Origin of the sequence: Agromyces sp. Leaf222 (genome assembly GCF_001421565.1) — a bacterium.
In the GTDB taxonomy this organism is placed as follows: Bacteria; Actinomycetota; Actinomycetes; order Actinomycetales; family Microbacteriaceae; genus Agromyces.
Genome location: NZ_LMKQ01000001.1, coordinates 427,209 through 442,108, shown reverse-complemented (window position 1 = coordinate 442,108; position 14,900 = coordinate 427,209). Strand labels below are relative to the sequence as shown.

The following is a 14,900-nucleotide window of genomic DNA, read 5'->3' as shown; positions in this document are numbered from 1 at the left end:
GGCGGCGGCGTGCGACTCACCCGGTTCGGAGGCGCGTCAGTCCGCGTCGATCAGCTCGAGCAGCTTCTTCGACGCGTCGCGGATGTCGTCGTGGTCGTACTGGCCGGCGCGGCCCTCGAGCGAGATCACCGCGCACCGGTGCACCTTGCGGAAATCGCCGTAGGGGAACGAGTACGCCTCCTTGGTCTCGGGGTTCGCGTCGTCGTCGAAGCCGAGGTGCCAGTGGCGGTACTCCGTCCAGCCGTGCTCCTCGATGAAGGCGTTCTCCTCGTCGGCGCTCGGCGCGTGCTCGCTCCAGTCGTCGCGTTCGTCGCGCTTCACGGCGCCGTCGCGCACGAGCGAGCGGGCGTGCCGCAGGGCCGTCTCGTTGAGCCTGATCGCCATCGGTGTTCCTCCTGCGCCCGCGTCACTTGGCCGCCGTGGCGTGCTTCTCCCAAGCCTTCGTCGCCGCATCCGACCACTTGCCGATCTTCTTGGCCGCATCGCGGCGCTGCTTGGTCGCCAGCACGAGTGCGGCCTGGTTGCGCTTCGCGGCGGCATCCGCCCGCTTGCGCACGTCGGCATCGCCGGATGCCTCGGCTCGCGTCGAGGCCCCGACCAGGCGCCTGGTGGCACGATGCGCGAGCCGCACCGCTTCGTGGGGACGGCTCTTGCGCACCTCGCGTGCGAGCCGCACGTCGGCCTGCGCGTCGGCGGTGAGCGCCGCGAACCGTTCCGCGCCGGCCCTGGTGAGGCTCGCGCCGACCTTGCGCGCGTGCTTCGCCGCGCGGCGCGCTTCGCGCACCGCCCGCTTCGCCTCGTGTCGAGCTCGCGCACGGTTCTTCTCGGCCGTCGTCTTCCGCGACATCCGGTACCCCCTCCGTCTGCTCGGCCCAGTCTCGCACTCGACCGTCGCCTCGCAACAGGGGGTTGCACGACGGCGCCCCGCCTCCCGGGTGGGAGACGGGGCGCCGGTCGTGTGCGACGAGCGCGCTGAGCGCTATGCGCCCTGCGCGTTCGAGGCGGCGATGAGCTGCTCGACCTGGTCCATCGAGACCGGCATGCCCGGGAACGACGCGAGTCGCCCGATCGGGAACGACGCCATCATCTTGAACATCGACGGGTCGGCGAGCAGCGCGCCGCCGACATCCGGTCCGTCGCCCTCGTTGCCGGCGCTGAGCGCCTGGAGGATGATCGGGCCGGCGACGGGGTGCGCGATGAGTTCGCCGATCGACGAGTTCATCGAGAGCGGGGCGCTCACGGCGTCGCCTTCGACGGCGACCGTCGCGACCGAGCGGATGTCGCGGCTCGACGCGCCGACCTCGACGGTGTACTCGCCGCCCTCGACGACCCACTGGTCGACGCGGGTGTCCCAGTACGCGAGGTCCTCGCGGCGCACGGGCACCTCGACCTCGCGAGATTCACCGGCCGCGAGGGCGACCTTCGCGAAGCCCTTGAGCTCGCGCGGGGCGCGCACGATCGAGGAACCGGCGAGCGAGGTGTAGACCTGCACGACCTCGGCGCCGTCGCGGTCGCCCGTGTTCGTCACGGTGACGCGCACGGCGATACCCTCTGCCGACGCGGTCGCCGAGGCATCCGCGTACTCGAAGGTCGTGTACGAGAGGCCGTGGCCGAACGGGTAGGTGACCGCGAGGTCGCGTGCGTCGTACCAGCGGTATCCGACGAAGAGGCCCTCGCCGTAGCGCACGTGCGAGTGCTCGCCCGGGAAGTCGAGGTACGCGGGGCTGTCGGCCAGACGCACCGGGATCGTCTCGGCCAGGCGCCCGGAGGGGTTCACGACGCCGTAGAGCACGTCGGCGACCGCGCCGCCGCCGGCCTGGCCGAGCAGCCAGCCCTCGACGATCGCGGGCACGCGGTCGGCGAGGCCCGAGAGGCGCACGACGCCGCCGTTGGCGAGCACGATCACGACGTTCGCGTTGGCGGCGAGCACCGCGTCGAGCAGCTCGGTCTGCCCGGCGGGGAGCTCGAGGTCCTCGCGGTCGAAGCCCTCGGACTCCTGCTCGGCGGGCACGCCGAGGAAGAGCAGCACGGTCGAGGCGGCGGATGCCACGGCCACGGCCTCGGCGGTCAGCTCGTCGGACGTCGTGGCGTCGGCGGCGTAGCCCGCGGCGAACGGCACCTCGGCGCCGGCGCCCGCGAGCACGCGGATCTCGTCGAGCGCGTTGTCGAGCCTCGTCGGGTTGATCTGCGACGAGCCGGCGCCCTGGTAGCGCGGGGTGCGCGCGAGTTCGCCGATCACGGCGACCGAGGCGTCGGCGGCGAGCGGCAGGACGCCCTCGTTCTTCAGCAGCACGATCGAGGCGCCGGCGGCTTCGCGGGCGAGGGCGTGGTGGGTGTCGACGTCGTACGACGCGTCGGCCCTGGCGCCGCGCACCGCCTTCTGCACGAGCTCGACGTTGCGGAGCGCGGCGAGGTCGAGCACGGCCTCGTCGAGCGTGCCGGCCTGCACCGCGGCCACGAGCTGCGCGTCGGTGCGGCCCGCGCTCGACGGCATCTCGAGGTCGAGCCCCGCGACGAGCCCGGTGACCCGGTCGTTCACGGCGCCCCAGTCCGAGACGACGAGGCCCTCGAAGCCCCACTCGTCGCGCAGCACCTTCGTGAGCAGCCACGGGTCCTCCGACGTGTAGACGCCGTTGAGCCGGTTGTACGAGCACATGACGGTCCACGGCTGCTCGTCCTCGACGACGCGCTGGAAGCCGCGCAGGTAGATCTCGCGCAGCGGGCGCTCGTCGATGTCGGCCGAGACGCGCATGCGGTCGGCCTCCTGGTTGTTGGCCGCGAAGTGCTTGAGCGAGGCGCCGACGCCCTGCGACTGCAGGCCGCGCACGAGCGCCGAGCCGAGCACGCCGGAGGCGATCGGGTCCTCGGAGAGGTACTCGAAGTTGCGGCCGCAGAGCGGCGAGCGCTTGATGTTGATGCCAGGGCCGAGCAGCACGCCGACGCCCTCGGCACGCGCCTCCTCGCCGAGCGCCGTTCCGACGCGCTCGAGCAGGTCGACGTCGAACGACGATCCGAGCGCGACGGCCGGCGGGAAGCAGGTGGCCGGCACGCTGTCGCCGATGCCGAGGTGGTCGCTGTCCGCGCGCTGCAGGCGAACGCCGTGCGGGCCGTCGGTCAGCAGGATCGACGGCAGGCCGACGCGGTCGACCGACTTCGTGGTCCAGAAGTCGGCGCCGCTCGTGAGCGAGGCCTTCTCCTCGGTGGTCAGGTCGGCGACGACATCCGCGGCGGATGCCTCGACGGCGGTGTTGATCGTGTCGGTCATGGTGCTCCTTCACTGTGCCGGCGATGGCGCCGACGTCTTTGGTACGGGTCTAGATGGATGCCGGTGCGCCGGCCGGGCTCGGGGCTGCGGCGCGCACCGCACGACGGAACAGCGGCTTGCCGTAGTCCTTCGCGAGCAGGTTCGCGAACAGCCACCAGATGATCAGTGTCGCGCTGGCGCCGCCGATGATGCCGAAGACGGCGTCCGAGAACCAGTGGGCGTTGATGAGGGTGCGCTGCCAGACCATGCCGACGCCGATGAGGGCGCCGATGAACCACCACACGCGCCGCTTGGCGGCGGGCAGCACGGCGGCGACCGCGACGATCAGGATGCCGGCGCTCACCGAGTGGCCGGAGGGGAACGATCCGTGGTCGACCTGGAACAGCGGGCCGAACAGGTTGTTCGCGAGGTCGTCGGCGGGACGCGGGCGGTCGACGAGGTTCTTCGTGACCTGGGAGACGACCATGTTGCCGACGAGCTCGGCCGTGATCCAGAACAGGGCGGAGCGCCAGCGGCGGATCACGAAGAGCCAGATCGGGATGATCAGCATCGTCAGTGCGAAGCCGGGAAGCTCGCCGAGGTACTGGAAGAACATCGGGACGACCCAGCTGACGTTCTCGACCGCGCTCGCACCGACGAGGCGGCGCCAGGCGTCGTCGAGCGGCTGCGTCAACGGGGCGTCCACGTTCTGGAACACGGCCACGCCGAACAGGACGAAGAGCACGAGCCCGATGAGGCCGATGACGAGCAGCGCGCGAGGGCGCTTCGAGGTGGCACGGGGCGTCGACCCGGGCTGCGCCGACGTGGTGGTGAGGCCGGGAGCGCCGGCTGCGGCATCCGTCATCACTTCACCGCCTTGATCGGCCAGACGGCGAAGGCGCCGAGCACGGAGAGCACGATCGCGATGGGGAACAGCCCTGCGAACCCGAACGCGAGCACGATCGCGCCGGCGACGCCCGGTGCGAGGGTCTGCGGCAGCGTGGCGGCGATGTTGACGACGCCGAGGTCCTTCGCGAACGACTTCGCCGACGGCAGCACCTCGCTCATGAGCGCGGTGTCGACGGCCTGGAACATGCCGAAGCCGAGGCCGGCGATGAAGGTCATGATCATCCACGCGGTGAGGTCGGGCCAGACCCATGGCAGCAGCATCGCCAGGCCGGTCACGGCCGACGACGCGAAGACGAAGATCTTGCGGCGGCCGAGCTTGTCGGAGAGCGGGCCCGAGACGATGGTCGCGATCAGGATGCCGGCGAGGCTGATGAGCCCGAGCACCGGGATGACGTCCTGCGGTCGTTCGACCCCGAAGTAGTCGGTGAGCAGGTAGAGCTGGTAGCCGGTCACGGCGAAGTACCCCGTGTAGAGCAGCAGTCGGCCGGTGAACGCCCAGAAGAAGTCGGGGTGCTTGATCGGGCTGACCCAGAACGTGCGCAGGAAGTCGCCGAACTTGAACGGCTCGGGTTCGAGGTCCTTCGAGGAGTGGTCGGGATTGAAGACGATGAACAGCGTGAGCATGACGAGCGAGAACACCGCGAACGTCACGTAGCCCGCGGCGATGCTGCCGTAGAAGATCGACCCGATCACCTGGCCGCCGAGTGCGCCGACCATGAGGCCGATGCCCGAGAGCGTGGCGAACGTGCCCCGGCGCTTGACCGGCACGCGGTCGGGCATGACGGCGCTGAGCGGGCCCTGCGCGAAGTTGTACGTGATCTGCACGAGCGTCCAGGCGATGACGACGCCGACGAGGCTGTTCGCGAAGGCGAGGCCGACGAGGGCGAGGCCTCCCGCGAGCGAGCCCATGAAGATCCACGGTGCGCGGCGGCCGAATCGCGAGCGGGTGCGGTCGGAGATCTGGCCGGCGATCGGCTGGGCGATCATCGAGAAGAACGCGCCGATCGTCATGACGATCGCGAGGTTGCCGATCTTGTCGGCCTCGCCGAACTGCGCGGCGACCTGGGCGGGCAGGAGGATGCCGGGCACGGCACCCCAGATGAGGAAGATGCCGAGGTTGGCGGGGATGATCCAGCCGAGGAGGCGGCGCACGCCCTCGATGGGGGCGGGCGGGTCCTCGTTGCCTGCGGCCTCCTCGATGAAGGCGAGGGGCGCTTCGGGTTCGTCTGGGCGATGCTCTGGGCGATGCTCTGCTGCGGGGGTCGACGCCATCGTCATGTGCTGTGGGGTCCTTTCGAGGCCTCTCCGTCGAGGCTGATCGCAAAACCATACATCGCTCGGTTTTTGTTTGCAAGACCGAGTCCGTAGCATTCCCCTATGGCTCAACGAGGTTCGTACGCAAAGGGCATCGCCAAGCGCGAGGAGATCCTCACGACCGCGCTCGAGGTGATCGCCCGCAACGGGTACCGCCGAACGAGCGTCAAGGAGCTCGCAGACGCGGTCGGCCTCAGCCAGGCCGGCCTGCTGCACTACTTCTCCTCGAAGGAGGAGCTCTTCCAGGAGGTGCTGCGCAAGCGCGATGAGGTCGACACCGCGTCGTTCGGGCTCGACGCCCAGCGCTCGATCCAGGCGTTCTTCGAGGTGATCCGGCACAACAGCGAGGTGCCGGGCCTCGTGCAGCTCTACGCGCAGCTCTCGACCGAGGCCACCGACGCGGCCCACCCGGCCCACGACTACTTCGTCGCGCGGTACGAGCAGTTCCGGGCCATGTTCTGCGGCATGCTCCAAGAGGAGCAGGAGGCCGGCCGCCTCGACGCCGGGCTCGACGTCGAGCGCACCGCCAACCTCTTCCTCGCGGCGGCCGACGGCCTGCAGACGCAGTGGATGCTCGACCCCTCCATCGACATGGCCGAGCACATCGCGTACCTCTGGCAGCTCGTCGCACGCAAGGGCTGAGCGGATGCCGCGTGCCCCGCGTTCACTGGTCTCCGGCGACGTCCGGCGGCACAACCTGACGCTCGTGCTCGCCCACCTCGTGAGGTCGGGCCCCAGCGCGCGCAGCGAGATCGCGGCCGCGACCGGACTCACGCGCGGCGCGGTGACGGCGCTCGCTGCCGCCCTCTCGGAGGCGGGCGTGGTGCGTGAGGCGGACCCGACGCAGACCGGCCGGGGCCGACCGATCACCCGGCTCGAGCTGGCGGCCGACCGGGTCGCCGTGCTCGTCGCCCAGGTCGATGCGGATGCCGCGACCGCGCTGCTCACGAACCTCGCCGGCGAGGAGCTGCACCGGGTCGAACGACGGCACGGGCGCCCGATGGGTGACCCCGAATCCGTGCTCGACGTGCTCGCCGAGGTGACGCGCGACGCGCTCGAGACGGCCCATCGGCTCGGGCGGCGCGTGGTCGAACTCCCGGTGGTCGTCTTCGCACCGGTCGGGGGCGAGCCTCCGGTCGTGCTCGCCGACACGGACCTCGGGTGGGGCGTCGTGGACCTGTTGGGCGGGCTGCGCTCGCGCGTGCCCGGCCTGCCCGAGATCGCGACCCTCGCCTCCGACGGCTGGCTCGCCGCCCAGGCCGAGCGAGCGCTCCTCGACGGCATCGACGACCTCGTCTACCTCAAGTCCAACTCGGGCATCGGCGGCGCGATCATCTCCGGCGGTCGCACGATCGAGGGCGCGCACGGGGTGGGGGCGTCGCTCGGCCATCTCGCGCTCATCCCCGACGGCGCTCCCTGCGAGTGCGGGCAGAGCGGATGCCTCGTCACGATCGCCGGCCCCGACGCACTGCTCGAGCGGGCGGGCCTCACCGGGCTCGTCGGCGAGCGCGGCCTCGCCGGTGCGCTCGACGAGCTCTCGCGTCGCATCGGCGCGGGCGAGCCCGACGCGACGGCGGCCTGGGGCGACGCGCTGCCCTGGATCGCCCGAGCCCTCCAGGTCGTCTCGCTCGCCGCGGATCCGTCGGCGATCGTCATCGGCGGGTTCTGGGCCGCGCACACGGCGTCGATCGAACGGGCGTTCCGCGCGAACCGGCCCGCCGTCGCCGAGGCGTTCGGCCGGCCGGCATCCGAGGTGCCGACCGTGACCGCCGGTCGCCTCGGCGCCGACGCCGCGCTCCTCGGCGCGGCCTGGTCTGCCCGCGACCGCCTGCTGGCCGACCCGGCACGACTCGGGGTCTGACCCCGCCGCCTCCCCGGTCACCTTCGGTCGGTCCGAGAACAGGAAGCGCGTGACGACACGCCGCTCGCACGCCTGTTCCCGGCGCTGCCGCCAGCTCCCGTCCTGTTCTCGCGCCCAAGGCTTTAGTTCAACGGTTGAATTTCCTAGCGAAACAGCGCATACTCATCGCCGAGCGTTGTTCGGTTTTCACCGCGGACGCCACACCCCCGCCCCCAGGTCGTTCTCAACGAAGAGGAGCCCCAATGTCGATCCAGCCCGCCGCCTCCGGCGATCCCGCCGCCCTCGTCGCGCCCACCGGCGCCATCTCGGCGACCGCACCCGTCGCCGGCGAGCCGCCGCAGAGTCCCCCGCCCACCAGGGCGCTGCTGCCCGGCATCCTCGTCACCGCGCTCACGCTCTTCGCCACCTACGGCGGACTCATCGCGATCCTGCTGCCCACCCAGATCGCGCTCCTCGACGAGGAGAACAAGGTCGCGAACCTCGCGATCGTCACGACCGTCTCATTCGTCTTCACGCTCTTCGCGCAGCCCATCGTCGGCGCGTTCAGCGACCGCACCCGCTCGCGCTTCGGTCGCCGCGCCCCGTGGATGGTCGGCGGCGCCCTCATCGGCGGCATCTTCCTGCTCGGGCTCGGCTCGCTCACCTCGCTGCTCTGGATCACGGTGTTCTGGGTCATCATCCAGGTCGCCCTGAACGGCCTGCAGGGCCCGCTCACCGCGCTCACCCCCGACCGCTTCCCGCGCGAGAAGCGCGGCGTCGCGAGCGCGATGTTCGGCATCGGCACCCAGGTCGGCATGACCCTCGGCATCATGGTCGCGAGCATCTTCGCCGCGAACATCGGCATCGGCTACTCGGCGTTCGGCATCGCCGTGATCGTGGTCACCGTGCTCTTCGTGCTCGTCAACCGCGACTGGTCGTCGAAGGAGGCGGTCGTGCCCGCATGGAGCTGGCGGCAGTTCTTCGCCGGCTTCTGGATCGACCCCCGCAAGAACCCGGACTTCGCGTGGGCGTTCGCCGCCCGCTTCCTGCTCGTGCTCGGGTACTTCGTGGTCACGGCGTTCCAGCTGTACATCCTCACCGACTACATCCGCATCCCGGTCGCCGAGGCGCCCGGCGCCGTGCTCACGCTCACGCTCGCCGCGTTCGTGCCGACGCTCATCGCGATCGGGGTCTCGGGCTGGTGGAGCGACCGCATCGGCAAGCGCAAGGTCTTCATCTACGCGGCATCCGCCATCATGGTGCTCGGCCTCGCCGCCCCCGTGATCATGCCGAACATGACCGGCATGATCGTCATGAGCATCATCAACGGCGTCGGCTTCGGCGTGTACATGTCGGTCGACGCGGCGCTCATGACCGAGGTGCTGCCCGGCGGCGGTGCCGGCGCGGGCAAGGACCTCGGCATCCTGAACATCGCCACGAACATCCCGCAGGCGCTGAGCCCGGCGATCGCCGGCGTGATCATCGGCGTCTTCGGCGGATACCCCATGCTGTTCGTGTTCGGTATCGTCGCCGTGGTCGCCGCAGCGCTCGTCCTCATCCCCATCAAGAGCGTCCGATAGGAGCACCACCCATGACCCAGACCAGCACCGGCACCTTCGTCGAGGTCGACACCGTGGCGGGCCGCGTCCGCGGCGCCTGGCGCGGCGAGCCCGGCACGCCAGGCGCATCCGCCGCCTTCCTCGGCATTCCCTTCGCCGAGGCGCCCGTCGGCGAGCTCCGCTTCGCCGCACCCGTGCCGAAGGCCCCATGGGAGGGCGCGCGCGATGCCCTCGAGTTCGGCGCGACCGCGCAGCGCGGCGATCCCGGCGTCACGCTCATCCCCGAGCCGAGCGTGCCGGGCGAGTCGACGCTGAACGTGAACGTGTTCACGCCCCGGCCCTCCGCTGCGGATGCCGGAACGGATGCCGCCCTGCCGGTGCTGGTCTGGATCCACGGCGGCGGGTTCTTCGCCGGCTCGCCCGCGAGCCTCTGGTACGACGGCGGCCGGTTCAACCGCGACGGCGTCGTGACCGTGACGATCTCGTACCGGCTCGGCTTCGACGGCTTCGGGTGGATCGACGGCGCACCGAGCAACCGCGGCGTGCGCGACTGGCTGCTCGCCCTCGAGTGGGTGCAGCAGAACGTCGCCGCGTTCGGCGGCGACCCCTCGCGCGTGACCATCGCCGGCCAGTCGGCGGGCGGCGGCGCGGTGCTCACCCTGCTCGGCATGGAGCGCGCACAGCACCTCTTCCACGGCGTCTACGCGATCTCGGGCGCCCTGGCCGACGTCACGCCCGAGCGGAGCGAGGCCTTCGGGCGCGAGCTCGCGGCGGCGGCGGGCGTCGAGCCGACGGTCGCCGGCTTCTCGAGCCTCGACGAGGAGCGCATCCTCGAGCTGCAGAAGAAGGCGACCGAGCTCGGCCCCGACTCCCTCGAGAGCATGATCGACAACGGCCTGGCGCTGGGCCCGAGCATCGACGGCGAGCTGCTCGTGCGCTCGACGAAGGAGTCGCTGGCGGCCGGGGTCGGCGCCGGCAAGCCGCTCGTGATCGGCGCGACCGACGACGAGTTCACGATGGCGTTCGCCGAGGTCGAGAAGAAGCTCCGCTGGATCCCGAAGTCGCTGATGCTGAAGAAGCTCGGCATGCAGAAGCAGGCCATGAAGCCCTACCTCGCCGCGAACGCCGAGGTCGCCCGCAAGGGCACCGCGCGCATCGCGGGCCGGTTCCTCACCGACCGCATGTTCCGCACCGCGCTCGTGCGCCTCGTCGCCCTGCGCGGCGACGCGCCGACCTGGGTCTACCGGTTCTCGTGGCCGTCTGGCACGTTCGGCTTCGCCGAGCACTGCCTCGACGTGCCGTTCTTCTTCGACTGCCTCGACTCGATCGCGATCGAGCCGCTGGCCGGCCCGAACCCGCCGCAGGCCCTCGCCGACGAGGTGCACGGCGCAGCGGTCGCCTTCATCACGACCGGCGAACCGGGCTGGCCGCGGTACACGGATGCCGCGCGCGCGACGCGCGTGTACGACACGCCGTCGAGCGTGGTGGCCGACGGCTACGCCTCGGTGCGCTCGCTGCTGCCGGCCGCCTGAGCCGGAATCCGGGTGCCTCTCCCGGTCGCGGCCCCCGAATGGGGTACGTGACCGGGAGACCTCGCGGGTTCATGCTTGCGTCATGACACCCGGCGATACGACGATCCCGACCATCACCGGCCCCCTCGACCTGCACCGCGAACAATCCGCCCGCGTCGTCGAGCACCTCGTGATCCACGGATCGGCGACGCGGAGCGAACTCGTGAACGCGACCGGGCTCGGCCGCGGCACGATCGCTGGGCTCACGGCGCGCCTGCTCGACGCGGGCGTGATCCGCGAATCCGGCGACGCGCACGGCGACGGGCGATCCACGCCGCTCTCGCTGGCGGGCGGCGACCGGGTGATCGTGACCGCACGACTGACCCTCGACGACGCCCTCGCGACGATCGCGACCCTCGCCGGCGACGAGGACGCACGCTTCACCGAGCGTCTCGCGCCCGCCGACCCCGAGCGCCCCGAGAGCCCGGTCACCCCGCTCGCCGTGGTGCTGTCGCGTGCGATCGCACGCGCCCACCGCTCGGGCCACCGCATCGCGGACATCACCGTGCTCGTCGACGGCGCCGTCGTCGGCTCACCGGCCGTCGTGATCACCGATGCGCGATTCGGCGCCGAGCCGGTCGACGTGCTCGGCGAGCTGCGCGCAATGGTCCCGACACTCGCCGAGGTCGAACGGTCGCTGCCGCTGCCCATCCGCCTCACGCCCACCGCCACGGCGGCCGCGAGCGTCGAGCTCGAGGCGCTGCCCGGCATCGGCGACGTGCTCTTCCTCGACGGCGACACCGCGGTCTCGGCCGCAGCCGTCGCGGCCGGCCGGCCGCTCACCGGGGCGCACGGCCTCGGCGCGACCTTCGGCCACCTCCCGATCGTGCCCGGCGGGCTTCGCTGCCGTTGCGGCCAGCTCGGCTGCCTCGCGACGGTGGCGGCTCCCGAGGTCGTGCTCGAGCGCGCCGGCCTCGCCGGATACGCCGCCACCGACGGCCGTGCCGCCGCCCTCGAGGAGTTGGTGCTGCGCATCGGCGAGGCCGAGGACCGCGCCCGCTGGGCCTGGCTCGACGCCGCCCACTGGATCGGCCGCACGCTGCAGATCGTGGTGCCGACGATCGATCCGGCGGTCGTGGTGGTCGGCGGCTACTGGTCGGGCTTCATCAACGACATCCAGAGCGCACTGAAGGGCAACCGCCCCACGGTCGGCAACGGCGCGATCAGCGCGATCCCCGTCTTCTCCCACGCGGTCGGAGGGTCGGATGCCGCGCTCGTCGGCGCCCGCCGGCAGGCGCGCGAGCGGCTCATCGCCGATCCGCTGCTGCTGGTCGGCTGACGGTCGGGCGGTCGAGCGGTCGAGCGGCGCATCGGCGCATCGGCGCATCGGCGCATCGGCGCATCGGCGCATCGGCGGGAGCCGAACCCTCACGCGCATGACGGCCCCGGGCGACATCCGGGAATGATCGCGGTCCCGTCGCGATTGCACCTCATATGTGCAGGATCACGCCGTTGCCGCAGGCCCATGGCCTGGTCGACGACGCCGTCACGATCGGCCGGTTCCTCGAGCACCTGAGGTGGTCGGTGATCGAGACGTCCGGACGCGATCTCGCCCCCGGCGAGGTGCGTCGTGACACCCACGAGTCGACCCGGCTGCACGTGGTGCTCTCGGGAACCATCGAGCTCGTTCGGGGCGACGAGGCGGTCACCCTCGACCGGGGCGACGTCGCCCTCCTCGCGCAGGGCGGTCCGACCCGCTTGACGGCATCGGGCGATGCCCGCCTGCTCAGCGCGACCATCGCACTCGTCGTCCCCAGCCCGACGATGACGAAGGCGATGCCGCCGGTGCTCGCCGCCCGCGGGTTCGGCCGCAGCGAACCCGGCTTCTCCAGCCTGCTCGACACCATGCACCGCGAGGCCTCCGACGCTCGACCGGGCTCCGCCATCGTGCTCGCCGGGCTGACCGACGTGGTCATCTCTGCGGCGGTGCGGTTCTGGCTCGAACACGGCTGCGGCACGGCGCGAGCGTGGCTGGCCGCCGCGAGCGACCCGAACGTCGGAGACGCCCTCGCGGCGATCCACCAGAACCCCGGATCGCCGTGGACGGTCGCGTCGCTCGCCCGCATCGCGCGAGCGTCGCGCTCGCAGTTCGCCGAGCAGTTCCGCGCCGCGGTCGGCGACACCCCTGCGCGGTACGTCACCCGCATCCGAATGACGCAGGCCGAGCGGATGCTCCGCGACGGCGAGCCCGTGAGCGGGATCGCCTACCGCCTCGGCTACGACAGTGAAGACGGGTTCAGCCGCGCATTCCGCCGGCACAGCGGCGTCGCCCCGAGCCGCTGGCGACGGATCGCAGCGCTGCAGCCCGTCGCCTGACCGGTCTCCGGCGCGCGACGGGCATGCCGTCCGCGCGGCCGCCGGCCGATCCTCAGCGCCCCCGCGCCGAGACGAGCACCATGCCGCCGATGACTGCGGCGATGCCGCCGCCGAGGAACGCGACCTGCACGCCGACCGAGTCCACGAGCAGGCCGCCGACGGCCGCGCCGATGGTGATCGCCGTCTGGAATGCGGCCACGATGAGTCCGCCCGCGCTCTCGAGCCGGTCTGGCGCGACGCGCGCCATCCAGGTCTGGATCATCGTCGGCACGGCCCCGAACCCGGCGCCCCACACGGCGACCACGATCACCGCGACGACCGGGTTCGCGCCCAGCAGCGCGTAGGCGACCATCGACGCGCCGATGGCGGTCGGTGCCGCGACGAGCAGCACGCGCAACCGGCGGTCCGCCAACGGCCCGGCGATCAGGTTGCCGGCGAACGAGGCGATGCCGAAGGCGGCGAGCAGCAGCGCGAGCGTCGCGGGGGTGACCGCTCCGATCGTCTCGAAGGCGGGGCGGAGGTAGGTGAATCCGGCGAAGTGGCCGCCGGAGATGAGCACGACGGAGAGCACCCCGAGGGCGACCACCGGCCGAGCGGCGGTGCGAACGAGGGTGCCGAAGCCCGGCGAACCGGTCGGCGGCACCGACGGGAGCGTGACCATCTGCACGGTGAGGGCGATGACCCCGACCGCGGCGGCGCCGAGGAACACGGTGCGCCAGCCCACGAGCTCGCCCAGCACGGCGCCCGCGGGCACGGCGGCGATCGTCGCGAGCGAGAGGCCGGTGTTCACGATCGTCATCGCGCGGCCGAGTCGTTCGGCCGGAACGAGCTGCGAGGTCACGGCGAGGGACATGGCCCAGAATCCGGAGATCGCGAGGCCCAGCAGCAGTCGCGACGCCAGCATGAGCCCGAACACCGGCGCGATCGCGACGAGCACGTTCGAGACGATGGCGAGCGTCGTGAGCCCGACCATGACCGTGCGGCGGTCGACCCTCGGCAGCGCCGACACGACCAGCGGGCCGCCGATGATGCCGATGATGCTCGTGGCGGTCACGAGCTGCCCGGCGACGCCCTCGGTGATGCCGAGGTCGGCGGCGATCGGCGAGAGCAGGCTGGCCGGCAGGAACTCGCTCGCGACGAGCGTGAAGATGCCGAGGCCGAGCGAGACGACGCCGGCCCATGCAGCACGGCGAGGGGCGACCGGGCCGTGCGTGGCAGCCGGGCCGGTGCCGGCCGACCCGGCGGGCGATGGGGAGATGACGGTGGTGCTCGCGGTGTTCGTCGACATGGCGCTCCTTCAGGTGGAACTCCACCCTTCCGAAGGGAGCGATCGCCCGCCCGACCGTTCGTCGTCAGGAGCCGACGAATCGTCCGGATGCCGCGTCGGAACGCCGGAACAGCCCGGCGATGCCCCATCCGGTGACCTTCAGCATCGCCTCGGCGACGATCATGGTGCTCATCTTCGATCGGCCGCGCACGCGCTCGACGAAGGTGATCGGCACCTCGACCACCACGAGTCCGGCCTGGCGGGCATGCCAGAGCATGTCGACCTGGAATCCGTAGCCCCGGGTGTGCACGTCGTCGAGCCGGATCGCCCGCAGCGCCGATGCCCGGAACACCCGGTACCCGGCGGTCGCGTCACGCGTCGAGAGGCGCAGCATGGTTCGCGCGTAGGCGCTCCCCCATCGAGAGAGCAGTTCACGGCGCTTGGGCCAGTTCTCGATGGTGCCGCCGGGGATCCACCGGGAGCCGATCACGATGTCGACCGGCCGGCCCGCGGCATCCGGGGCCTCAAGCGCGGCGAGCAGCGAGGGCAGCTGCTCCGGCAGGTGCGAGCCGTCGGCGTCCATCTGCACGATCGGGTCGTGTCCGCGCTCGAGCGCCCAGCCGAACGCGTCGAGGTATGCGGCCCCGAGGCCGTCCTTCGTGGTGCGGTGCAGCACGTGCACGGCGCCGTCGTCGGCGGCGAGGCCCTCGGCGATGTATCCGGTGCCGTCGGGCGAGCTGTCGTCGACGACCACGACGAATGCCTCTGGCACGGCCGCCCGCACGCGGGCGACGGTCTCGGCGATGTTCTCCCGTTCGTTGTACGTCGGGATCACGACGAGGGCGCGCGACATCCGTACTCCCCTCGTGCGTGCCCGCCA

At 71.8% G+C, this 14,900-nt stretch carries 13 protein-coding genes; 6 read left to right on the top strand and 7 right to left on the bottom strand.

Annotated features, from left to right (window positions below):
- Nucleotides 1-36: 36 nt before the first annotated feature.
- The 5 genes from ASE68_RS01925 to ASE68_RS01905 all read right to left on the bottom strand — a co-directional run bounded on the left by ASE68_RS01925 (nt 37) and on the right by ASE68_RS01905 (nt 5,431).
- Nucleotides 37-384, bottom strand: a complete 348-nt coding sequence (locus ASE68_RS01925) for a hypothetical protein (RefSeq protein ID WP_055854614.1) — start codon at nt 382-384, stop codon at nt 37-39.
- Nucleotides 385-406: 22 nt separating this feature from the next.
- Nucleotides 407-847, bottom strand: coding sequence for a hypothetical protein (locus ASE68_RS01920; RefSeq protein WP_055854612.1), 441 nt, complete (start codon nt 845-847; stop codon nt 407-409).
- 132 nt (nt 848-979) lie between these two features.
- Nucleotides 980-3,265, bottom strand: coding sequence for a glycoside hydrolase family 3 C-terminal domain-containing protein (locus ASE68_RS01915; RefSeq protein WP_055854609.1), 2,286 nt, complete (start codon nt 3,263-3,265; stop codon nt 980-982).
- 49 nt (nt 3,266-3,314) lie between these two features.
- Nucleotides 3,315-4,109, bottom strand: coding sequence for a phosphatase PAP2 family protein (locus ASE68_RS01910; RefSeq protein WP_055854605.1), 795 nt, complete (start codon nt 4,107-4,109; stop codon nt 3,315-3,317).
- Nucleotides 4,109-5,431 (bottom strand): MFS transporter, encoded by a 1,323-nt coding sequence (locus tag ASE68_RS01905; protein ID WP_235480738.1) that lies wholly within the window; start codon nt 5,429-5,431, stop codon nt 4,109-4,111. Before ASE68_RS01905 ends, ASE68_RS01910 begins: the two co-directional genes overlap by 1 nt.
- Nucleotides 5,432-5,530: 99 nt before the next feature.
- Here ASE68_RS01905 and ASE68_RS01900 point away from each other — a divergent pair, with 99 nt between their 5' ends.
- The 6 genes from ASE68_RS01900 to ASE68_RS01875 all read left to right on the top strand — a co-directional run bounded on the left by ASE68_RS01900 (nt 5,531) and on the right by ASE68_RS01875 (nt 12,753).
- Nucleotides 5,531-6,109: a TetR/AcrR family transcriptional regulator gene (locus tag ASE68_RS01900; RefSeq protein ID WP_200921642.1), complete on the top strand. Its 579-nt coding sequence runs from the start codon at nt 5,531-5,533 to the stop codon at nt 6,107-6,109.
- Between the two features lie 4 nt (nt 6,110-6,113).
- Entirely contained in the window at nt 6,114-7,328 is a 1,215-nt protein-coding gene (locus tag ASE68_RS01895; RefSeq protein ID WP_055854603.1) for an ROK family transcriptional regulator, read from the top strand.
- A 242-nt stretch (nt 7,329-7,570) separates the two neighbouring features.
- On the top strand, nt 7,571-8,887 hold the full coding sequence (locus ASE68_RS01890) for an MFS transporter (RefSeq protein ID WP_055854601.1): 1,317 nt from the start codon (nt 7,571-7,573) through the stop codon (nt 8,885-8,887).
- An 11-nt stretch (nt 8,888-8,898) separates the two neighbouring features.
- Nucleotides 8,899-10,398 carry a carboxylesterase/lipase family protein gene (locus ASE68_RS01885; protein WP_055854599.1) on the top strand — a complete coding sequence of 500 codons (1,500 nt, stop codon included), beginning with the start codon at nt 8,899-8,901 and terminating at the stop codon, nt 10,396-10,398.
- Between the two features lie 82 nt (nt 10,399-10,480).
- A complete protein-coding gene (locus ASE68_RS01880) occupies nt 10,481-11,716 on the top strand; it encodes an ROK family transcriptional regulator (RefSeq protein WP_055854598.1) in 1,236 nt (411 codons plus the stop codon).
- 173 nt (nt 11,717-11,889) lie between these two features.
- Nucleotides 11,890-12,753: an AraC family transcriptional regulator gene (locus ASE68_RS01875; protein WP_162238234.1), complete on the top strand. Its 864-nt coding sequence runs from the start codon at nt 11,890-11,892 to the stop codon at nt 12,751-12,753.
- 52 nt (nt 12,754-12,805) lie between these two features.
- Here ASE68_RS01875 and ASE68_RS01870 read toward each other — a convergent pair whose 3' ends face one another.
- Nucleotides 12,806-14,041, bottom strand: coding sequence for an MFS transporter (locus tag ASE68_RS01870; protein ID WP_055854595.1), 1,236 nt, complete (start codon nt 14,039-14,041; stop codon nt 12,806-12,808).
- Between the two features lie 64 nt (nt 14,042-14,105).
- Nucleotides 14,106-14,873, bottom strand: coding sequence for a polyprenol monophosphomannose synthase (locus tag ASE68_RS01865; protein ID WP_055854593.1), 768 nt, complete (start codon nt 14,871-14,873; stop codon nt 14,106-14,108).
- Between the last annotated feature and the right edge of the window lie 27 nt (nt 14,874-14,900).

Excerpts from the sequence above, each read along its gene's own strand:
- ASE68_RS01925 (WP_055854614.1), bottom strand. The coding sequence starts at position 384 with ATGGCGATCAGGCTCAACGAGACGGCCCTGCGGCACGCCCGCTCGCTC.
- ASE68_RS01920 (WP_055854612.1), bottom strand. The coding sequence starts at position 847 with ATGTCGCGGAAGACGACGGCCGAGAAGAACCGTGCGCGAGCTCGACAC.
- ASE68_RS01915 (WP_055854609.1), bottom strand. The coding sequence starts at position 3,265 with ATGACCGACACGATCAACACCGCCGTCGAGGCATCCGCCGCGGATGTC.
- ASE68_RS01910 (WP_055854605.1), bottom strand. The coding sequence starts at position 4,109 with ATGACGGATGCCGCAGCCGGCGCTCCCGGCCTCACCACCACGTCGGCG.
- ASE68_RS01905 (WP_235480738.1), bottom strand. The coding sequence starts at position 5,431 with ATGACGATGGCGTCGACCCCCGCAGCAGAGCATCGCCCAGAGCATCGC.
- ASE68_RS01900 (WP_200921642.1), top strand. The coding sequence starts at position 5,531 with ATGGCTCAACGAGGTTCGTACGCAAAGGGCATCGCCAAGCGCGAGGAG.
- ASE68_RS01895 (WP_055854603.1), top strand. The coding sequence starts at position 6,114 with ATGCCGCGTGCCCCGCGTTCACTGGTCTCCGGCGACGTCCGGCGGCAC.
- ASE68_RS01890 (WP_055854601.1), top strand. The coding sequence starts at position 7,571 with ATGTCGATCCAGCCCGCCGCCTCCGGCGATCCCGCCGCCCTCGTCGCG.
- ASE68_RS01885 (WP_055854599.1), top strand. The coding sequence starts at position 8,899 with ATGACCCAGACCAGCACCGGCACCTTCGTCGAGGTCGACACCGTGGCG.
- ASE68_RS01880 (WP_055854598.1), top strand. The coding sequence starts at position 10,481 with ATGACACCCGGCGATACGACGATCCCGACCATCACCGGCCCCCTCGAC.
- ASE68_RS01870 (WP_055854595.1), bottom strand. The coding sequence starts at position 14,041 with ATGTCGACGAACACCGCGAGCACCACCGTCATCTCCCCATCGCCCGCC.
- ASE68_RS01865 (WP_055854593.1), bottom strand. The coding sequence starts at position 14,873 with ATGTCGCGCGCCCTCGTCGTGATCCCGACGTACAACGAACGGGAGAAC.